The sequence below is a fragment of the Xanthomonas maliensis genome, assembly GCF_009192945.1.
In the GTDB taxonomy this organism is placed as follows: Bacteria; Pseudomonadota; Gammaproteobacteria; order Xanthomonadales; family Xanthomonadaceae; genus Xanthomonas; species Xanthomonas maliensis.
Genome location: NZ_NSET01000019.1, coordinates 37,797 through 56,227, shown reverse-complemented (window position 1 = coordinate 56,227; position 18,431 = coordinate 37,797). Strand labels below are relative to the sequence as shown.

Annotated in this window: 12 protein-coding genes; 6 read left to right on the top strand and 6 right to left on the bottom strand. The window is 66.1% G+C overall.

Features of this window, described 5'->3' with window-relative positions; genetic code table 11:
• Positions 1-308: 308 nt before the first annotated feature.
• The 3 genes from CKY51_RS04825 to CKY51_RS04815 all read right to left on the bottom strand — a co-directional run bounded on the left by CKY51_RS04825 (position 309) and on the right by CKY51_RS04815 (position 5,376).
• A complete protein-coding gene (locus tag CKY51_RS04825; RefSeq protein ID WP_022973961.1) occupies positions 309-986 on the bottom strand; it encodes an energy transducer TonB in 678 nt (225 codons plus the stop codon).
• Positions 987-1,252: 266 nt separating this feature from the next.
• On the bottom strand, positions 1,253-4,357 hold the full coding sequence (locus CKY51_RS04820; protein WP_152248954.1) for a TonB-dependent receptor: 3,105 nt from the start codon (positions 4,355-4,357) through the stop codon (positions 1,253-1,255).
• A 284-nt stretch (positions 4,358-4,641) separates the two neighbouring features.
• The gene (locus tag CKY51_RS04815) at positions 4,642-5,376 is read right to left on the bottom strand and encodes an SIMPL domain-containing protein (protein WP_022973959.1); all 735 of its coding nucleotides are present in this window, start codon (positions 5,374-5,376) and stop codon (positions 4,642-4,644) included.
• Positions 5,377-5,501: 125 nt separating this feature from the next.
• On the opposite strand from CKY51_RS04815, the gene CKY51_RS04810 reads away from it, so the two are divergent.
• The 3 genes from CKY51_RS04810 to CKY51_RS04800 all read left to right on the top strand — a co-directional run bounded on the left by CKY51_RS04810 (position 5,502) and on the right by CKY51_RS04800 (position 11,660).
• Positions 5,502-6,074 (top strand): Maf-like protein, encoded by a 573-nt coding sequence (locus tag CKY51_RS04810; protein ID WP_152248953.1) that lies wholly within the window; start codon positions 5,502-5,504, stop codon positions 6,072-6,074.
• Complete coding sequence (gene rng / locus CKY51_RS04805) at positions 6,074-7,573, top strand: ribonuclease G (protein ID WP_022973958.1); 1,500 nt, start codon at positions 6,074-6,076, stop codon at positions 7,571-7,573. Before CKY51_RS04810 ends, rng begins: the two co-directional genes overlap by 1 nt.
• Positions 7,574-7,763: 190 nt before the next feature.
• Positions 7,764-11,660, top strand: coding sequence for a YhdP family protein (locus CKY51_RS04800; protein WP_031340610.1), 3,897 nt, complete (start codon positions 7,764-7,766; stop codon positions 11,658-11,660).
• A 9-nt stretch (positions 11,661-11,669) separates the two neighbouring features.
• Here the strand turns inward: CKY51_RS04800 and CKY51_RS04795 are convergent, their stop codons facing one another.
• A complete protein-coding gene (locus tag CKY51_RS04795) occupies positions 11,670-12,431 on the bottom strand; it encodes a DUF6065 family protein (RefSeq protein WP_022973957.1) in 762 nt (253 codons plus the stop codon).
• Positions 12,432-12,528: 97 nt separating this feature from the next.
• On the opposite strand from CKY51_RS04795, the gene tldD reads away from it, so the two are divergent.
• Positions 12,529-13,974: a metalloprotease TldD gene (gene tldD / locus CKY51_RS04790; protein WP_022973956.1), complete on the top strand. Its 1,446-nt coding sequence runs from the start codon at positions 12,529-12,531 to the stop codon at positions 13,972-13,974.
• Positions 13,975-14,312: 338 nt separating this feature from the next.
• On the opposite strand, the gene yjgA is transcribed toward tldD, so the two are convergent.
• Positions 14,313-14,924 (bottom strand): ribosome biogenesis factor YjgA, encoded by a 612-nt coding sequence (gene yjgA / locus CKY51_RS04785; RefSeq protein ID WP_022973955.1) that lies wholly within the window; start codon positions 14,922-14,924, stop codon positions 14,313-14,315.
• A gap of 174 nt (positions 14,925-15,098) precedes the next feature.
• On the opposite strand from yjgA, the gene pmbA reads away from it, so the two are divergent.
• Together pmbA and CKY51_RS04775 are read left to right on the top strand one after the other, a co-directional pair.
• Complete coding sequence (pmbA, locus tag CKY51_RS04780) at positions 15,099-16,466, top strand: metalloprotease PmbA (protein ID WP_022973954.1); 1,368 nt, start codon at positions 15,099-15,101, stop codon at positions 16,464-16,466.
• Between the two features lie 120 nt (positions 16,467-16,586).
• Positions 16,587-16,976, top strand: coding sequence for a DUF4870 domain-containing protein (locus CKY51_RS04775; RefSeq protein WP_022973953.1), 390 nt, complete (start codon positions 16,587-16,589; stop codon positions 16,974-16,976).
• A gap of 68 nt (positions 16,977-17,044) precedes the next feature.
• Here CKY51_RS04775 and CKY51_RS04770 read toward each other — a convergent pair whose 3' ends face one another.
• Positions 17,045-18,130 carry a M35 family metalloendopeptidase gene (locus tag CKY51_RS04770; RefSeq protein ID WP_022973952.1) on the bottom strand — a complete coding sequence of 362 codons (1,086 nt, stop codon included), beginning with the start codon at positions 18,128-18,130 and terminating at the stop codon, positions 17,045-17,047.
• Between the last annotated feature and the right edge of the window lie 301 nt (positions 18,131-18,431).

Below are 18,431 nucleotides of genomic sequence, written 5' to 3'. Positions count from 1 at the left end.
CGGGCGTTGGCTGGCGCCAAGATAAGCGGCGCGGCGCATGCTCCGTGCCGCCGACGAACGCTGCGGGAGGCGTCCTGCGGCGCGCCGAGACCGCGTTGCGTGCCTTGTCCAGGCGGGCCAGCCAGCGCACGCCTTGTGTCGACCCGCCATAGAGCGTTTCGCACGCACCTCAACGGACATGACGCACGCCAGGTGGCCGTCGCACCGCCATGGTCACGGCGGGCGAGGCGATCATCGGGGAGCTGCGGTCCCCGCGCCTCAGCGCAGGCCGCCGCGGCAGCTGGGCCGCCGCGGCTTCAAGGCCGCGCCTACTCCAACGAAAAGCTCACTGGTACCAGACCGTAAGCCTGGACCGGCTGGCCGTTCTGCAGGGCGGGTTGGAAGCGCCAGCTGCGTAACACCTGGCTGCGTGCGGCCAGATCCAGTGCGCGGTGACCGCTGCTGGTCTGGATGCTGACCTCACTGGGGCGTCCATCGATGTCGACCAGCACACGCAGCACGACGGTGCCCTGCAGGCCGGCACGTAGCGCCGCAACCGGATAACTCGGTGCTGGCGCGCTGAGATAGTGCAACTGACCCGCCTCGACCGGCCCGCTGGACGCAACGCTATCGGCCGAACCTGTCGCGGGAGTGGCTTCCAGTGGCGGCAGGGCCGCGGATGTGTTGTCCACCACCGCCGCTTGCGTTGCCGATGCCTTGATCGGCGTGGTGGGGGTGGCGGTATGCGTCTTGAGCGGCGTGAACTCCACGACGACTGGCACGACCACTGGCGGCGCCGGCGGCACTGGCGGCGTCGGCACGTTGATCGGGACCTGCCAGCGTTCCTTGGCGACTGCCGGCTGCGTCAGCGGATGCTGCGAGAGCGGAATCAACAACAGTCCGGCGGCCAGCAGATGCAAACCGATCGCGGTGCTGAGCGCCAGCACACGCGAACTGTCGATGGGTTGGGTGCGGGGAATCGCTTGCGACTGCGTGCGTACCATCATCCACCTCCGGAACGGATCTGCGGAAAGGAACAGCGCGATGCGGACGCATCCGCCGTCCGCAGGCCCAGATGTACTCCAACGCAATGGGATCTACAAGCGAGCCACCGATGCGTGCGTCTCTTGCGTTCGCGATGTCACGTTGGAGACATCGCCCGCAATGGTGTCATCAGGCGCTTCCGGCGATCGGATCGGAACGGTACGCGACCGCTCATCAGAAAAGCCCAGCCCTTCGCAGGGCTGGGCAAACGACACTGACGGGAGAGGCGTCAGTAGTCGTACGACACGGACAACACGGCATAGCGAGGCTGGGTGAAATAGATCCCCATCCCGTAGGTGTTGGACAGGCTGTAAGGGCTGTCTTCCCAGGTCGAGTCCACCTGCAGCGGTTTGCGTTCGTTGAAGATGTTGAAGCCTTGCAGGGTGAAGGCCAGTTTCTTGTCAGCAAAGGCGGGGCGGTAGGTCAGGCCCAGATCGACGATCTTCGTCCATGGCAGGCGACCGGCGTCGCCAGGCCGCGATGGCTGGCCGTCGCAGGTGTGATAGGACGAGCCATACCCGACCGGGTCGCCGGCAGCGGAAGACTCGTCGATGCCGTTGATGCTGACATAGCCCAGGCAGGACCTTGGCGTTCCGGACAGGATGCGGATATTGCCAGCGATCAGCCATTCCGGTGCGAGTTGGTAAGAGCCATAGAGCTTGATCTGGTGGCGACGATCGTTGGCCAGATATCCGCCGGAATACCACATCAGCGCAGCCGCATCCCAGTCCTGGGTCTTGGACACGTCGGTCTGGCCGATGTCCGACTTCACCTGGCCCTCGGTATTGCCATAGTTGCGCGACAAGGTGTAATCGATGCGGCCTTCCCACTTGCCGTCGAAGGGGTGCTGCAGGAAGAGATCCAGAGCCAGGTACTTGCGCTTTGCCTTCTTGTCGAAGCCCCAGTCCTCTGACGTCATCGAAAACTGGGTCCGGCCCGAGCCATCGAGATTGGCCAGGCTGAACGAATTCGTTTCGCCCGGATTGAAGATGATGCACCCAGGAATATTGACCGTGCTGGGATCAATGCCGATCGCGGTCAGTTTGTCGCTCATCTTGGCGGAATCGCATACGTCGTCGATGGTGGCGCCCAACGTGCGATAGGTGAGCTTGGCGCCGGTGACCCAATCGCTGCCCAGGGTCTTGTCGAAGCCGACCATGAATTCATCCTGGTACATCGACTTGAGATTGGTGGCAGCGATGCCGGCCGGGTCGGTCGGCTGGCCACATTCTAGGTTGGAGGAGACCACGTTGCCCGAGCAGACCAAGCCGCTACTCGGATCGACCGCAATTGGCGTCAGGCCGGTGGGATTGCCTTGCGCGTCGACGCCCGTGTAATTGAAGTACTCGCGGGTGAACGTCGACGGCGATGCTCCGCGGATAGCCACGCTATTGGGCAATGCCAGATAGTAGCGGCCGGCATTGCCGTACACCTTGAACGACGAATCGCCGAACACATCCCAGCTCAGGCCCAAGCGCGGCGCCCACTGGTCACCACTTTCCACATATGGCTTGCCGGCGTCGTTGAAGTTGGTGAACTTGTCGTTGCGTACGCCCAATGTCAGCAACAAGTTGTCAGTCATCTGCCACTTGTCTTCCAGGAAGTAGGCCTTTTGCCGGACCGACATGCTGGTGGAGGTGTTGAACACGCCTCGATACACGTAATAGCCATCGCCGCCGGCCGGGCCGACGCCCAGCGAACCGCTGATCGGCAAATCCGGGCGCCGCGAGCGGCCATAGGTCCAGGTATACCCTGGGCCGGTCGTGACCACTCCTTCTTTGTCGGCGTTGAAATACATATTGTCGACGCCCGCCGCCAGCGTGTGGTGGCCCAGCACGTATTCCAGGTCGAGGCGCAGGCCATGCGTGCGGTTTTCGCCGTCGCGTCCTTGAGATGAGGTCTGGTTGTTGCGAATCTGGGCGCCGCCGGTAACGGATGGATCCTGCAGATTAGGGGTATACAAAAATGGGTTCGTGCTCGGGTTATTGCGATAGTCGCTCTGCTGGCTCTTGCCGTAGGTCGCGCTGAAGGTCAGTGCGTCGGTGATATAGCTGGTGTATTTGCCGATGTAGTAGCGGTCGTTGACCTTCACCGTGTCGGCGAACGCACCGTCTGCATTCGAGGCGACTCCCTCGTAACCATTGAAGTCGCTATATGTGCCGCTTTCGCGGTAATTGTTCTTGACGCCGGTGAACTCGAGAACGTTGCTGTCGTTGATATTCCAGTCGATCTTGGCGTAGACCTTGGGCTCGTCATAGCGATAATTGTTGCGGCCGATGACCGGGTCATCTCGGCGAGCGGTCGACACGCCTTCTGTCCGTTCCTGTTCGGCGGCAATGAAAACGAAGAGTCGGTCCTCGATGAGCGGTCCACCAGCGTAGGCGCTGTAGACGGTATTCCACTGCTTATCGTCCTTGCGGCTACGGTAGAGCGTGCCGGGCAAGGTTGAATCGGTGTAGTTGTAGTTGCTGTTCGGCGGGGCAGTATCCGGATAGAAGACGTCCTTATAGTCGCTGGACAGCGTCTTGGGCCGCCACAGCATCTGCCCGCCGAAGTGCCACTCGTTGGTACCGCGCTTGCCGATCTGGCTGATCACGCCGCCGGCCGAGCGACCATAACGGGCGCTGTAGCCGCCGGTATAGGTCTCCTGCTGATCGATGGCGCCGTACGGCAGGGTGACGCCGCCAATGTTGGTCAACGGATTGGAGCTCAGATAGCCGTTGAGGTAGTAGGCGTTCTCGGTGACGCCGGCGCCGCCGAAGGAAATGGCATTGCCGAAATAGCCGCTGCCCTGGATTGCGCCAGGCGACAACAGGGCGATCGCTTCGCCCGAGCGTGCCAGCGGCAGGCGCTGCAACTGCTCGGCGGTAATGATCGTGCGTGAGGCGGTGGCAGAGACATCCACCGGCGAAATGTTCTTGCCAGTGACAGTGATCGTTTCCAGCGTCGCGGCTTCGCCCCCGGCGGCACCGAAGGAGACGTCCGAGCCGGCGCCGACGCGTAGCATCACGTTCTTGCGGGTGTCCACGGTTTGGCCATCACGCTGGACAGTAACGGTGTAGCTGCCGACCGGAAGGTTGCCGATCGCGTAGCGGCCGTTAGCATCGACGGTGGTCGTGCGGGTCAGGCCGGTATCGCTTTGCACGGTCACCGTGGTACCGGGACCAGCCTGCACGTTGCCGTAGATGCTGGCGGTCGTGCTCTGGGCCTGGGCGGTGCCGACGGTCATGACCCCAATGGCGCCGCTGAGGGCGATGGCCAGCAGGCTGACGCGGCGATAGTGCGAACCGGGGAACGGACGCGGCGGGCGGCGCAAGGCGGGACTACGTGTCATCTCTCTCTCCAGAAAGAGCGCCGTCACGGATGTGACGTTACGCTGACACCGATCCTAGGACGCAGATGAGCCCGCTTAAAGATAATTTTCTTTGTTTTTTATGTTTTTTTAAGCACAAAGTGCCTGATTTGCCAATTCAGTTACGAAGCATGTGTCGTCCGGCACTTGTGGAGATGGTGGTGGTTGGCGCAACCAATGTTTGATTGAGTTTCCAGGTCTCTATTAGGGCCCTTTCTGCGTAGGGGGCAGCCACCTCGAGCAAAAGATGGCTGCGCCACTCTCGCTCAACGTCCCAGTTCGAACGTGACGTCCAGGTTGATCGACAAGGTGCTTTCGCCAGGGGCGACCGGTGTATCCATTTCCGCCTTGGCCGAGCGCATCGCCGACGCCATCATCACCATCGGGCGGACGCCGCCACTGCGGCCCTCGGAAATACTGACGATGCGACGCACCTTCAGTCCCAGCGACTTGGCGTAAGTCTCCGCCCGTGCCTGTGCCTTCTTCAATGCGGCAGCCCGCGCCTCGTCGTAGACCGGCTCGGGCTGGTCGATCGAAAAACTGGGTCCGTTGATGTCGTTGGCACCCTGGGCGACCAGCGCATCCAGCACCTTGCCCAGCCGGGTGATGTCGCGCACCTTCAGGGTGACGCTGTTGCGCGCCTCGTAGCCGTTGATCCGTGGCGCTTCGTTCTGCTTGTAGGTGTACTGCGGGCTGAGATTGATGCCGCTGGTCTGCACGTCCTTGTCGGCAATACCGGCCGCCTTCACCGCAGCCATCACCTTGCTCATCTGCTCGGCATTCTGCCGCATCGCGGCATTGCCATCGCTGGCTTGGGTGACCACGCCAGCCGATAGCGTGGCGATGTCCGGGACACGCTTGGCTTCTGCCTCCGTCGACACATTGAGCAAGGTGCCATCGCTGGGCAACGCGTAGCTCGGTGTGGTCTGGGCATGGGCGGTCATGGCGACTCCGGTGGCGAGGGACAGGGCCAGCAACAGCGGGGTGAGGGTAGTGCGCATGGGATCCTCCGTGTCTGTGCGCTGAGGGTGTTGTGGACGCGATGAATGAGCTGTGAGCCGATGCGTGCGGTTGCGGCCAACGGTCGGAAGAGCAGAGCAGGTGGGCCAACAGGTATGCTGGGGGCATGTTCTATCTCGCCTCCCGTTCTCCTCGTCGCCAGGCGCTGCTGCAGCGCCTGGAGGTTCCCTTTCAAACGCTTGCGTTGGATGTGCCGGAGGTGCGCGCGGCCGCCGAGACACCCGAGTACTACGTTCAGCGCGTCGCGCTGGACAAGGCGCAGGCGGGCCTGGCCCAGGTGCTGGCGAGCGATCCGCAGGCGGTGGTGCTCGGTGCCGACACCGAAGTGGTGTTCGGCCAACGGGTGTTCGGCAAGCCGGCCGACGCTGACGAGGCGGAGGCGATGCTGACCCTGTTGTCCGGGCAGACCCATCAGGTGCTCACCGCGGTCGTGCTGGTGGCAGCGCAGCGGCAGCCCCTGCAGACGCTGGTGGCATCCCAGGTCAGCTTCGCCGCTCTGGAGCCGACCCAGATCCGCCGCTATGCGGACAGCGGCGAGCCGATGGGCAAGGCGGGCGGCTACGCGATCCAGGGCCAGGCCGAGTGCTTCATCACCCATCTGGCCGGCAGCTATTCCGGTGTGATGGGATTGCCGTTGTTCCATACCTCGCAACTGCTTGCTGCCTTCGGAGTGCATTGATGTCGGAAGAGATCCTGGTCAACGTCACCCCGCGCGAAACTCGCGTGGCGGTGATCGAGAACGGCATGCTGCAGGAACTGCATATCGAGCGCGGCTGGCGTCGCGGGGTGGTCGGCAACATCTACAAGGGCAAGGTGCAGCGGGTGATGCCGGGCATGCAGGCGGCCTTCGTCGAGGTTGGCCTGGAGCGCGCTGCGTTCCTGCACGCCAACGACGTGGTCCGCCCGGCCCCGGCGCCTGCCAGCGCGGTCGACACCGAAGAGACGCCGATCCCGCCGCCGCCCATGGCCTCGGTGCCCATCGTCGAGCTGCTGCGCGATGGTCAGGACATCGTGGTGCAGGTGGTCAAGGATCCGATCGGTACCAAGGGGGCGCGGCTGACCACCCAGATCAGCATTCCCTCGCGCTATCTGGTCTTGCTGCCGCAGTCCAAGGTGGTGGGGGTATCGGCGCGGATCGAAGACGAAGCCGAACGGCTGCGGTTGAAGACCATCGTCAGCGAAGTCTCTGCCCAGCATGGCGGCTTCGGCTACATCATCCGCACCAATGCCGAAGGCCAGCCCGCCGAGGCATTGGCCGAAGATATCGCCTATCTGTCGCGGGTCTGGAACGTGGTCGAGCGCCGCGGCCGCGAGGGCCAGTCGTGCAGCATCATCTACGAGGACCTGAGCCTGCCGCTGCGCGCCGTGCGCGATCTGATCCGCCGCGATGTCGAAAAGGTCAAGGTCGATTCCAACGAGACCTTCGCCCAACTCCAGGCTTTCGTCGCCAAGTACATGCCGGTGCTGGCCGAGCGCCTGGAGCTGTACACCGGCGATCGACCGATCTTCGATCTGTACGGAGTGGAAGACGAGATCGGTCGCGCACTGGACAAACAGGTGCCGTTGAAGTCCGGCGGCTATCTGGTGATCGACCAGACCGAGGCGATGACCACCATCGACGTCAATACCGGTTCGTTCGTCGGCCAGCGCAACCTGGAAGAGACGGTGTTCCGCACCAACCTGGAGGCGGCACAGGCCGTGGCCCGGCAGCTGCGGCTACGCAATCTGGGCGGCATCATCATCATCGATTTCATCGACATGGACGACCCCGAGCACCGCCGGCAGGTGCTGCGCACGCTGGAAAAGGCGCTGGCGCGCGACCATGCCAAGACCACGGTGTACGAGTTCTCGCCACTGGGATTGGTGGAGATGACCCGCAAGCGCACCGTCGAAAGCCTGGAGCGGCAGCTGTCGGAGACCTGCGGCCACTGTGGCGGTCGTGGCACGGTCAAGACCGCCGAGACGGTGACCTACGAAATCTTCCGCGAGATCACCCGCGCGGTCCGCCAGTTCGATGCAGCGCGCCTGCTGGTGATCGCCTCGTCCAAGGTGGTGGCGCGGATCACCGACGAGGAGTCGGCCGCGGTCGCCGAACTGGAAGAGTTCCTCGGCAAGAGCATCCGTTTCCAGTCCGACGACCAGTATCTGCAGGAGCAGTTCGACGTGGTGCTGCTGTGAGCGGACGGAAGCGGGCGCGGCCGCGAGATGTGCCGATCGCCGCTTCATGCGTGAGTGGAGGGCAATGGAGTAAAAAGGACGGCTCGTGCCGGTCGCCGGAACGGACGCGCCGTGCTCGCTCGGGTCGTCTGCTGGAAAGGCCATCGTTGCGTTGCCATCGCCTTTCCTGATCCCCGAACACCCGTCCTGAATGCCAACACCGCTGCGCCGCCGTCTCCGTCTGCTTCGCCGCTATGCGCTTACCGCGCTCGCGCTCGCGTTAGTGGCGATCGCACTGTTGGTGGGAGGACTCAGCCAGGCGCTGCCGCTGGCCGAGCAGCATCCGCAACAGATCGCCGACTGGCTCAGCCAGCGTGCCGGCCAGCCGATCCGCTTCGATGCACTGCGAACCGAGTGGACCCGGCGCGGCCCGTTGTTGCAGATGGACGGCCTGCGGATCGGCCCGCAAGGCGAGGTGCGGGTTGGCCAGGCGGAGGTGCTGGTTGCCATGTATTCCGGCCTGCTGCCAGGCCGTGCGTTGACCGAGATACGTCTGCGCGGTCCGGCGCTGACCTTGCAACGCAGCGACGATGGCACCTGGTCGGTGCGTGGACTGCCAAGCGGCGGGCAAGGCGATCCGCTGGAGGCCTTGCGTCGACTGGGAGAAATCCAGGTCGTCAACGGGCGGCTGCAGGTGGTGGCGCCGTCGCTGGGGATGAACACCACGCTGCCACGCATCGACTTGCGACTACGTGTCCGCGGTTCGACCGTGCAGGCGGGTAGCCGTGGCTGGATCGACCCGGCCAGCGCGCCGCTGACCGCCGTGCTGTCCTTCGAGCGCGACAGTGGCGACGGTCAGGCGTACTTCGAAGCCGATCCCGCGGCATTGGCGCCCTGGTCTAGCCTGTTGCAGGCTGCGGGCGTACGCGTGGAGGGCGGTACCGGCCGGCTGCAGGCCTGGGCGGATTTGCGTGCGCGACGCATTGCTGGAATGACCGTCGATGCGGATCTGCGCCAGCTACGCCTGTCCGGCGCCCCGTTGCCGGAAGACACCGCGCGCCGCACGTTGACGCTGGATCGGCTGCAGGCCAGGGCGCGCTGGCGGACGACCGCCGCTGGCTGGCAAGTGGATGCGCCGTTGTTGCGGACCACCCGCGCGGGCCAGGTACAGGCGCTGGACGGGATCCGCATGACCGGGGGGGCGCGTTACACGCTCGCGGCACGCTCGCTGGATCTGTCTGGGTTGATTGGTCTGGCCGCGCTCAGCGATCAGCTGTCGCCTGGTTTGCGGCATTGGTTGAGCCTGGCCAAGCCGCAGCTGCGCGTGGCCGACCTGCAGGTGGCCGGCCAGCAAGGCGGCGCGGTGCAGGTGCAGGGGGCGTTGCAGGAGCTGGCGTTCCTGCCAGTCGGGCAGTCGCCGGGACTGAGCGGACTGCGCGGTCGCTTCGACGGCGATGCCCAGGGCGTGGAACTGGAGCCGTCGCCGCAGGCACGCCTGCGTTTCGATTGGCCCAGCGGCTTCGGCCAAGTGCACGAACTGCAATTGGCCGGCAAGATCGTGGGTTGGCGCGAAGGCGACGGCTGGCAGGTCGCCACCCCGGCCTTGCGCGTGCAGGGCACCGACTATGGCGCCAATGTCCGCGGCGGGCTGTGGTTCCAGAATGACGGCACGCGGCCGCGGATTGGCCTGGCGGCGCAATTGGACGATGCCGCACTGCCGGTGGCACGCCGATTCTGGATTCACTCCAAGATGAGCAAGGCGGCCATCGATTGGCTGGACATGGCGGTCGCCGGCGGCGTGGTGACCGGCGGCACCGGGCTGGTCAGCGGCGATTTGGACGACTGGCCGTTCGACAACAACGACGGCCGCTTCGAAGCCTTCGGTCATATCCGCGACGGGGTGATCCGTTTCCAGCCAGACTGGCCGGCGATGGAGCAGGTGCAGGCGGACCTCAGCTTCATCGGCAATGGATTCACGCTGCAGGGCAATGGCAATCTGGCCGGCGTTCCGATCGCGCAGATGGAAGCGGGGATTCCAAGCTTCGCGACCTTGGGGCTGTATGTGCGTGCCAATACCCAGGCCGATGCCGGGCAGTTGCTGACGATGCTGCGACGCAGCCCGTTGCAGGCCCGCTATGGCGACACCTTGCGCAATCTCAGCGCCGCCGGACCGGCGAGCGTCAGCTTCGATCTGCTGCGCCCGCTGCGCGATCACGGCGCCGGCGGCCATCTGGGCGGCACCGTGGCGCTGCAGGGCGCCACCCTGGCCGATGCGCGGTGGAATCTGGCCTTCACCCAGGTCAGCGGCCGCGCCGACTACCGCGACAGCGGCTTCACCGCCGAGGGACTGTCGGTGCAGCGACAGGGCCGCAGCGGCGATCTGTCGCTGCGGGCCGGCGATGGCGTGCAGGACCCGAGCCATGCCTTCGAGGCGAGGCTCGATGCCACCCTCGATGCCAAGGAGCTGTTCGACCGTGCGCCGCAGATGCGTTGGTTGCAGCCCTACGTGCATGGCAGCGCGCCCTGGCAGGTGGGCGTGGATGTGCCGTTGGACGCGGTCGGTCAGCCGGACCCGCCCACGCAACTCACGTTGCGCTCTGACCTGACCGGCACGACGCTGGACTTGCCGGCCCCGCTCGACAAGCCGGCCAGCCGGCCGCTACCGACGCGCGTCAAGGTCGCGTTGCCCTTGGGCGAGGGTGATATCGATGTCGCGTTCGGGACGCTGGTGGCGCTGAAGGCCACCAGTCGCGGCGACCAGACCGGCGTGCGGGTGGTGTTGGGAACCGACACCGTGACCGAACGCCCGCCGGTCAACGGCCTGGTGGTGACGGGCCGGGCGGCCTCGCTGGATGCGATCGACTGGATCGGCCTGGCGCGCGGCAGCAGCGAACCGCAGACACCGCCGCTGCCTGGGCAGCCCGCCGCCAATAAGGACGACGCGATGCCGTTGCAGCAGGTGGACGTACAGGCTGACAAGCTGTTGATGATCGGCGGCGTGTTTCCGCAGACCCGCCTGCGCTTGCGGCCCACCCGCGATGCGGTCGATGTCACTCTCGAGGGTCCGTCGCTGGCGGGGCAACTGACGGTTCCCAATGCTGACGGCGGCACCGTCCAGGGACAGCTGCGCCGCGTGTACTGGCAGCCAACCGTGGCCCCCGCCGCCGCCGAGGTGGTCGAACCGAGCGATCCGCTTGCCGGTGCGCTGCCGGCGCCGGCGCGACAGGCGGTGGCCGAGTTCGACCCGGCGTCGATCCCGCCGTTGTCGCTGGATATCGCCGATCTGCGGGTGGACAAGATGCACTTTGGTGCGGCGACCTTGCGCAGCAGCCGACTCACCGACGGCATGCAGGTCGATCAGCTGCAGCTGCGCTCCGACGACCAGGCCATCGGCCTGACCGGTGCCTGGCGCGGCAAGGGTGCGGCGGCCAGCACGCGATTGTCTGCACGCGTGGATAGCCGCAATCTCGGCAACCTGCTGCAGAACCTGACCCTGGGTGGGCAATTGCGCGGCGGTGAAGGCCAGCTGGAGCTCAACGCTGGTTGGCAGGGCGCGCCTACCGGGTTCGAGCTGGGATCGCTGGAGGGCAACCTGAAGGTCAACGTGCGCAATGGCCAGTTGCTGGAGGTCGAACCGGGGGCCGGTCGCGTGCTGGGCCTGCTCAGCGTGGCGCAATTGCCGCGCCGGCTGATGTTCGACTTCCGCGATTTCTTCTCCAAGGGACTGGCCTTCAACCGGTTGGAGGGCGAGGTGCGCTTCGGCGGAGGGTTCGCCCGCACCGACGCCATCCGTATCGAAGGCCCGGCGGCCGATATCGCCATCCGTGGCCAGACCGACCTGCGCGCGCAGACCTTCGACCAGACCGTGGACGTGAATCCGAAAGCCGGCAACCTGCTGACGGTGGTCGGCGCGGTGGCGGGCGGGCCGGTGGGTGCTGCCGTCGGCGCCGCCGCCAATGCGGTACTCGGCAAGCCGCTGGGCTCCATCGGTGCCAAGACCTACCACGTCACCGGGCCGTGGAAGGAGCCGCAGGTGGACGTGGTCGAGCGCGAAGCGCGCGAACGGCCGTCGACCAAGCCGGCAGCCCCGGCGCGCCAGACCCGCTGAGCGCCAGGCCTACTCGCTCGGCGCAGTGTCTGCGTCGGCGCCGTCCAGGCGGGTGAAGCGCGGCAACCGCAGGCGGCTGCGATGGCCAGCCACGGCGGGCTGCGCCGGCCCAGGCGTGCCACGGAAGTAGTCGCGCTGCCATTGTTCGCGCGCTGCGTCGGACTCGGGGTCGGGCAACTGCTGCAGGAAATCGTTGCGGCGCTGGCTCCACGCGGCGTGCTGCTGCTCCAGCGGCGGTGCCTCCGAGAGCAATTGCCAACGCGGCTGCACCTGCGCGATCAACTGCCGCGGCAGCGGGAACAGATGGCAGAACGGCTCGCCCGCATCGAAGCGCACCCGGCCGGGCCGGGTGAAGCGCCAGTTCATCGTGAAGGTATGCGGGCTCCAATCGGTTTCGACCAGGCCGCTGAGCGCGCCGATGCCGTCCTTGGGGCGGTTGAGCGGTCCGGTGACGAACAGATCGATGCCCTCGTCGGTCCGGAACAGGCAGGGCACGTGAAAGGTCAGCACGCCGTAGCCGAAGTGGCTGATCGCCGGCGCGACGGCACCGTCGTCGTTGCGGATAGTCACCGCGTCCAGGCTATCGCCACCGCTCCACTCCGCGCTGAAGCCCGCCTGGCACAACAGCTCCCAGCCATGGGTGTTGGCCACGCTCAGCGGCAGGCAGCGATAGGCGTAGCGTTGGTGGGTGGCATCCATCCACGCGCGCTCGGGTGGCGCAGGGCGGATATCCAGCGTGTGGCCATCCAAGACGTGGGCAGTGAGCTTCATGCGTGGGAGGCAGCGAATGGGGACGATCGATGATAGCGATGCCGGCGATTCAGGCGGACGACTTGTGCGCTCGCGGCGCGGGCCCCATCCTGACCCTATGACCGACAACACGCTCTCACTTGCCGAGTCCCGGCTGCTGCTTCCCTCCGGCCTGGATGCCGGCCACCTCGATCGAACCTTCGGTGCCCTGCTGGGCCCCGGCATCGACTTCGGCGATCTGTATTTCCAGCATTCGCGCCGCGAGAGCTGGAGCGTGGAGGACGGCATCGTCAAGGACGGCGCCCATTCCATCGAGCAAGGCGTGGGCGTGCGCGCGATCGCCGGCGAGAAGACCGGCTTTGCCTATTCCGACGACATCCATCGCGATGCCTTGCTGGAAGCGGCGCGCTCGGCGCGGGCGATCTCACGCGAAGGCGGTGCGCAGTCAAGCCGCGCCTTGGTACGCGGCAATGGCCGCGCGCTGTATCCGGCCAGCGACCCGGTCGATGGTATGGACAACGCCACCAAGGTGGAGCTGCTGCGGCAGATCGACCAGACCCTGCGGGCGAGCGACCCGCGCGTCAAGCAGGTGATGGTCAGTCTGTCCGGAGGCGTGGACACGGTACTGATCGCCCGCAGCGATGGCGTGCTGGCGGCCGACGTCCGCCCGCTGGTGCGCTTGAACGTGCAGGTGATCGTCGAACATGCCGGACGGCGCGAATCCGGTTACGCCGGCGGCGGTGGTCGTTACGGCTACGCCGAACTGTTCGCCGACGGCCGTCCGGAAGCCTTCGCGCGCGAAGCGCTGCGCCAGGCCCTGGTCAATCTGGACGCGGTGCCGGCACCGGCCGGCGTGATGCCGGTGGTGCTCGGCCCCGGTTGGCCGGGCGTGCTGCTGCATGAGGCGGTGGGACATGGCCTGGAGGGCGACTTCAACCGCAAGGGCACCAGTGTCTATGCCGGCCGTATCGGCGAGCGCGTCGCTTCCAAGGGCGTGACCATCGTCGATGACGGCACCCTGGCCGGCCTGCGCGGCTCGCTCAACATCGACGACGAGGGCACTCCCAGCCAGTGCACGACGTTGATCGAAGATGGCGTGCTGGTCGGCTATATGCAGGACACCCACAACGCCCGTTTGATGGGCGTGGCGCCGACCGGCAACGGCCGGCGCGAGTCCTTCGCCCACCTGACCATGCCGCGCATGACCAACACCTACATGCGCGCCGGCCAACACGACCCGCAGGAGATGATCCGCGCGGTCAAGAAGGGCATCTACGCGGTCAACTTCGGTGGCGGCCAAGTCGACATCACCAGCGGCAAGTACGTGTTCTCGGCCACCGAGGCCTATCTGATCGAGGACGGCAAGGTCACTGCACCGGTCAAGGGCGCCACCCTGATCGGCAATGGTCCGGAGACCATGCAGAAGGTCCGCATGATCGGGAACGACCTGGCTCTGGACGAGGGCGTGGGCGTGTGCGGCAAGGATGGCCAGAGCGTGCCGGTGGGCGTCGGTCAGCCGTCGCTGTTGATCGACGGCATCACCGTTGGCGGGACGCAGGCGTGATTGGAGCCGGGACTCGGGACCCGGTTGGAGCCGGGACCCGGGACCCGAGACCCGGGACCCGGGGAGAGCAAAAGCTGTGGACTACGTGGTCGTGCGGAATTCGCGTACGGACTGTAGGGCTTGCTGAGTGGCGGGCGCTGGTGGTCGGGACTCGGGACTCGGGACCCAGGACCCGGGGGCAGCAAGAGCCGGTGTGCGTGTGGTTCAGCGGACCCAGCGCGCGGAACGCAGAGCCTGGCGAGTGCTCGATGCGCTTCGCTGCGCCGATGCATGGTGCCTGCGACCAAACTCGCGTTGTCGTTGCCGGGGTCTGCGCTCGGCGCGCGCTGTTCGTGCCCTTATTTGGGTCCCGGGTCCCGGGTCCCGGGTCCCGACACCTCGAAGCCGCCGTCCTCATCGTCGCTGGCGTCATCCGCCTCTGCATCCTCACCGGCCTGCGTCGACAACTCGCGCAGCAGCTGGAACAGCTCGCGGTAGGCGCGCGGCGGCTTGTTCTTGGCGCGTTCGTGGATCGCATTGCGCACCAGCTGGCGCAGTTGCTGGCGATCGGCGGCGGGATAGATTTCCAGCAGTTCGGCCAGCGCCACGTCGCCCTCGGCCAGCAGGCGCTCGCGCCAGCGTTCGACCCGGTGCATGGCGGCCACTTCGCGGCGGGCGGTGTCGCTGTTGACGTCCAGGGCTTCGCGGATCGCCTGCAGCACGGCCTCGTCTTCGCGGCGCATGTGCTTGGCCAGAAACGCCAGCTGGCGCTTGTGGGCGATGTGCGAGGTGATGCGCCGGCTTTCCTCGATGTGCGGGATCAGCGATTCGGGTACCGGCAACTTGGCCAGCTGCGCTGGCGACAGCGCCACCAGTTTTTCGCCCAGGGCCAGCACCTCCAGCGCCTCGCGCCGTTGCTGGCTACGGCTGGAGCCGAGGAATTCGCCGGTTTCTTCGTCACGTCCGCGCATTGCCACCACTTCCCGAAAACATTGGAAAACCCCTGGATCAGCGCCGGTCGCAGGACCGGCTCGTCGTGGACGGCGCCGGGCGCCGTCCGTTGCGGTCGTCGGCGCGACCGTCGTCACCGCCATCGCGCTGCTGCCCTCGGCAGCGGCTCCGCATCTGCAACATAGGATAAGGCATTGAACGCACTCTCCCCCGAACCCTCCGTCCGCGATGACAGCCAGCAGCGCCTGGAGGCGCTGACCGATCTCTCCCAGCGGCTGCTCGAGCGCGCGCGCGCCGCTGGCGCTACCCAGGCCGAGGTCAGCTGCAGCGAGGAGCGCGGCCTGGACGTGAACGTACGCCTGGGCGAGGTGGAAACGGTCGAGTCCACCCGCGATCGTGGGATTGCCGTGACCGTGTATTTCGGCAAGCGCAAGGGCAGCGCCAGCACCGCCGACCTGCACGAGGCCAGCCTGGAGGCCACGGTTGCCCAGGCCTGCGCGATCGCCCGTTATACCGAAGACGACGAGGCGTCGGGACTGGCCGATCCGGAGCTGATGGCGCGCGACTTTCCCGACCTGGACGGCTGGCACCCGTGGGCGCTGGATGCCGATACCGCGGTGGATCTGGCATTGGCCTGCGAGCAGGCCGGCCGCGATGCCGACCCGCGCATCAGCAATTCCGACGGCGCGTCGGCCAGTACCGGGTTCAGTCTGTCGGTGTATGCCAATTCGCATGGTTTCGTCGGTCGCGAGCGCGACACCCACCACTCCATCAGTTGCGCACTGATCGCCGGGCAGGGCGATGGCATGCAGCGCGATGGCTGGTACAGCAGTGCGTTGGCGCGCGAAGACCTGCAGTCGCCGGACGCGATCGGCCGCCAGGCCGCCGAACGCACCGTGGCGCGCCTGCAGCCGCGATCGCTGCCAACCGGGCAAATGCCAGTGCTGTTCGCGCCGGACGTCGCGCGTTCGTTGGTCGGCCACCTGCTCGGCGCGGTGTCGGGCGGCGCGTTGTATCGGCGGGCCAGCTTCCTGCTCGACAGCGTCGGCAGCCGCTTGTTCCCGGAGTGGTTCGCGATCGAGGAACTGCCGCATCTGCGCCGGGGTCTGCGCTCGGCCGCGTTCGACGGCGAAGGCGTGGCCACCCGTGCCTCGTCGCTGGTCAGCGGCGGCGTGCTGCAGCGCTATGTGCTGGGCAGCTATTCGGCGCGCAAGCTGGGCCTGCAGACCACCGCCAATGCCGGCGGCGTTCATAACCTGCAGGTCAGCGCGAATGCCGCCGACCTGGCGACGCTGGTGGCCGGCATGCAGCGCGGCCTGTTGGTGACCGAGCTGATGGGCAACGGCGTCAACCCGGTGACCGGCGACTACTCGCGCGGGGCTGGCGGCTTCTGGATCGAGAACGGTGTGGTCGCCTATCCGGTGGACGGATTGACCATCGCCGGCAATTTGCGCGACATGTTCGCCGGCATCGAGGCGGTCGGCGCCGACGTGGATCCGCGCTCGCACGTGCGCATCGGCTCGGTGTTGATCAATCGCATGACGGTGGCCGGGGACAGTTGAGGCAGCGGCGCTCGCGCCTGGCCGTGATCGCCAAACGACTCCCTGCCTTTGCACACTGGTGGCGGGCGGAAACGTTGCTATAGTCCGCCGCTCGACCACCACCCTTCATAAGGACACATGATGAGCGACTTCGACACGCATGCGGCACCGCCGCCGCCGCCGGTCGGCACCAGCACTCCGTCGGAAGAGCGCACGCTCGCGCTCGCCGCGCATCTACTGGGAACCCTCACTGCGTTCATCGGCGCGCTGGTGATCTGGCTGGTCAGCAAGGACGCCACGCCGTCCAAGCCGTTCGCGAGCGACCAAGCCAAGGAAGCGCTCAACTTCCAGATCACGGTGATCCTGGCGTACATCGTGGCGATCGTACTCGCCGCCATCTCGTTCGGCATCCTGTTCTTCCTGCCGACCCTGGTGTGGATCGCCAACGTGGTGTTCTGCATCCTGGGCGCGATCAAGGCCAATGGCGGCGAGAGCTACCGCTATCCGTTCACGCTGCGCCTGATCAAGTAAGTCCGCCTCGCGAACGGACGAAGGCCCGGCAGTGCTGCCGGGCCTTCGTCGTTTCTGCCTGCGCCCGATCAGTTCTGCGCCGGATTGTTCTCGGCGAAGTACTCGTGACTGTCGGCGTTGGTGATCGCCTGGGCCGGGTTGCTGCTGGCCAGGCTGCGCGCGCCGCTCTGCCCATAGACCACGTCGTTGGTGCCGGCCACCACGGTGAAGTGGCTGGTCTCATGCACCAGGGTGCCGCCCTTGGAGTCGGTACCACGCACCGGCGCGTTCCAGAATGCGTTGCAGACGTGGATCTCGTAAGGCTGGTTCGGATACACGTAGGCGTAGGCACTGGCCAGGTCCGCCTCGCAGCTGCAGTTGATCGTCAGCTGACCGTTGTTCTGGTCCAGCGCGTTGTCGATGTTGACGAAGTTGGAACTGACCCGGCTGTAGCGCGACGCGTTGTAGGCGCCGAACCAAGTGGTGTACCGCGCGCCGGTGCTGCCGGCATTGAGATAGTTGCGGGCATTCTGCGAATAGGTCCGTGCCGCATCCACCGCGGTGGCGGCCTGGCTGGTGCGCGTGCTGCTGCAATTGAGATAGTTGATGCCGTTGACCACCGCCTGCGGACCGACTGCCAGCTGACGCTGCACGCCGCGTCGGACGCCGTCCAGCCACACCGTGAGTGGGGCGCTGGTGGCCACCGCCGGCTGACCGTTGGCGGCCTTCATCAGGCTCCCGTCGGACAGGGAGGCGTACTGCAGCGTCGAGCGCAGCTGGATCGTGTAGTTGCCGCTGGCCGACAGATCGTAGGCGTTAGCCAGATCGACCTCGCCCTGGACGCTCTGGCCGGGTTGCAGAATGGTGAAGTCCGCCGCCGTAGGCAGGCCGCGCTTGACCAGACGCCCGGTGTACTCCACCGGCCGACCATCGCGACTGACCTCCAGGATGCCGTTGTCCAGCGACTTCAGTGGCAGCTGGTAGCTCGGCACGCGAGCGATCTGGCTGCCGGTATTGGTCACGGTGACGGCAATCTTGCCCTGCTGATTGGCGACCGGGCTCAGTTCGACGGTCAACGGCACCGGGCCGCGCAGGGATTGCGCGTGGGCGGTACCGAGGACTCCAACAACGGCCAGCGTGCCTGCTGCAAACGATGCGAGGAAAACGTTCTTCACCAGAGACTCTCCATGGGAATCGGGGGACGCCCGCGGCGCGGGCCCCGCAACCTAGGCAGGCAGGAGCGGGCGCGACAAGCGGGCGATTGGTGCCATGAAGAGCGACTGCAGCCGCTTTACGGCGTGGGTTGTTCTGTTGGCGGTGCAAGTCCAGCCAGAAAGTGCGGCGTGAGTCACATCTGGTGGGCGCGAGCTGCACTTTTCGCCGCCCCAAAAATCATCTTGTGAAATATCATTTATGTGATATTCACCACGGGTTGGCGGCTGCGATGCTCGCCGCCGACCGTGCGCTAGCGCACGG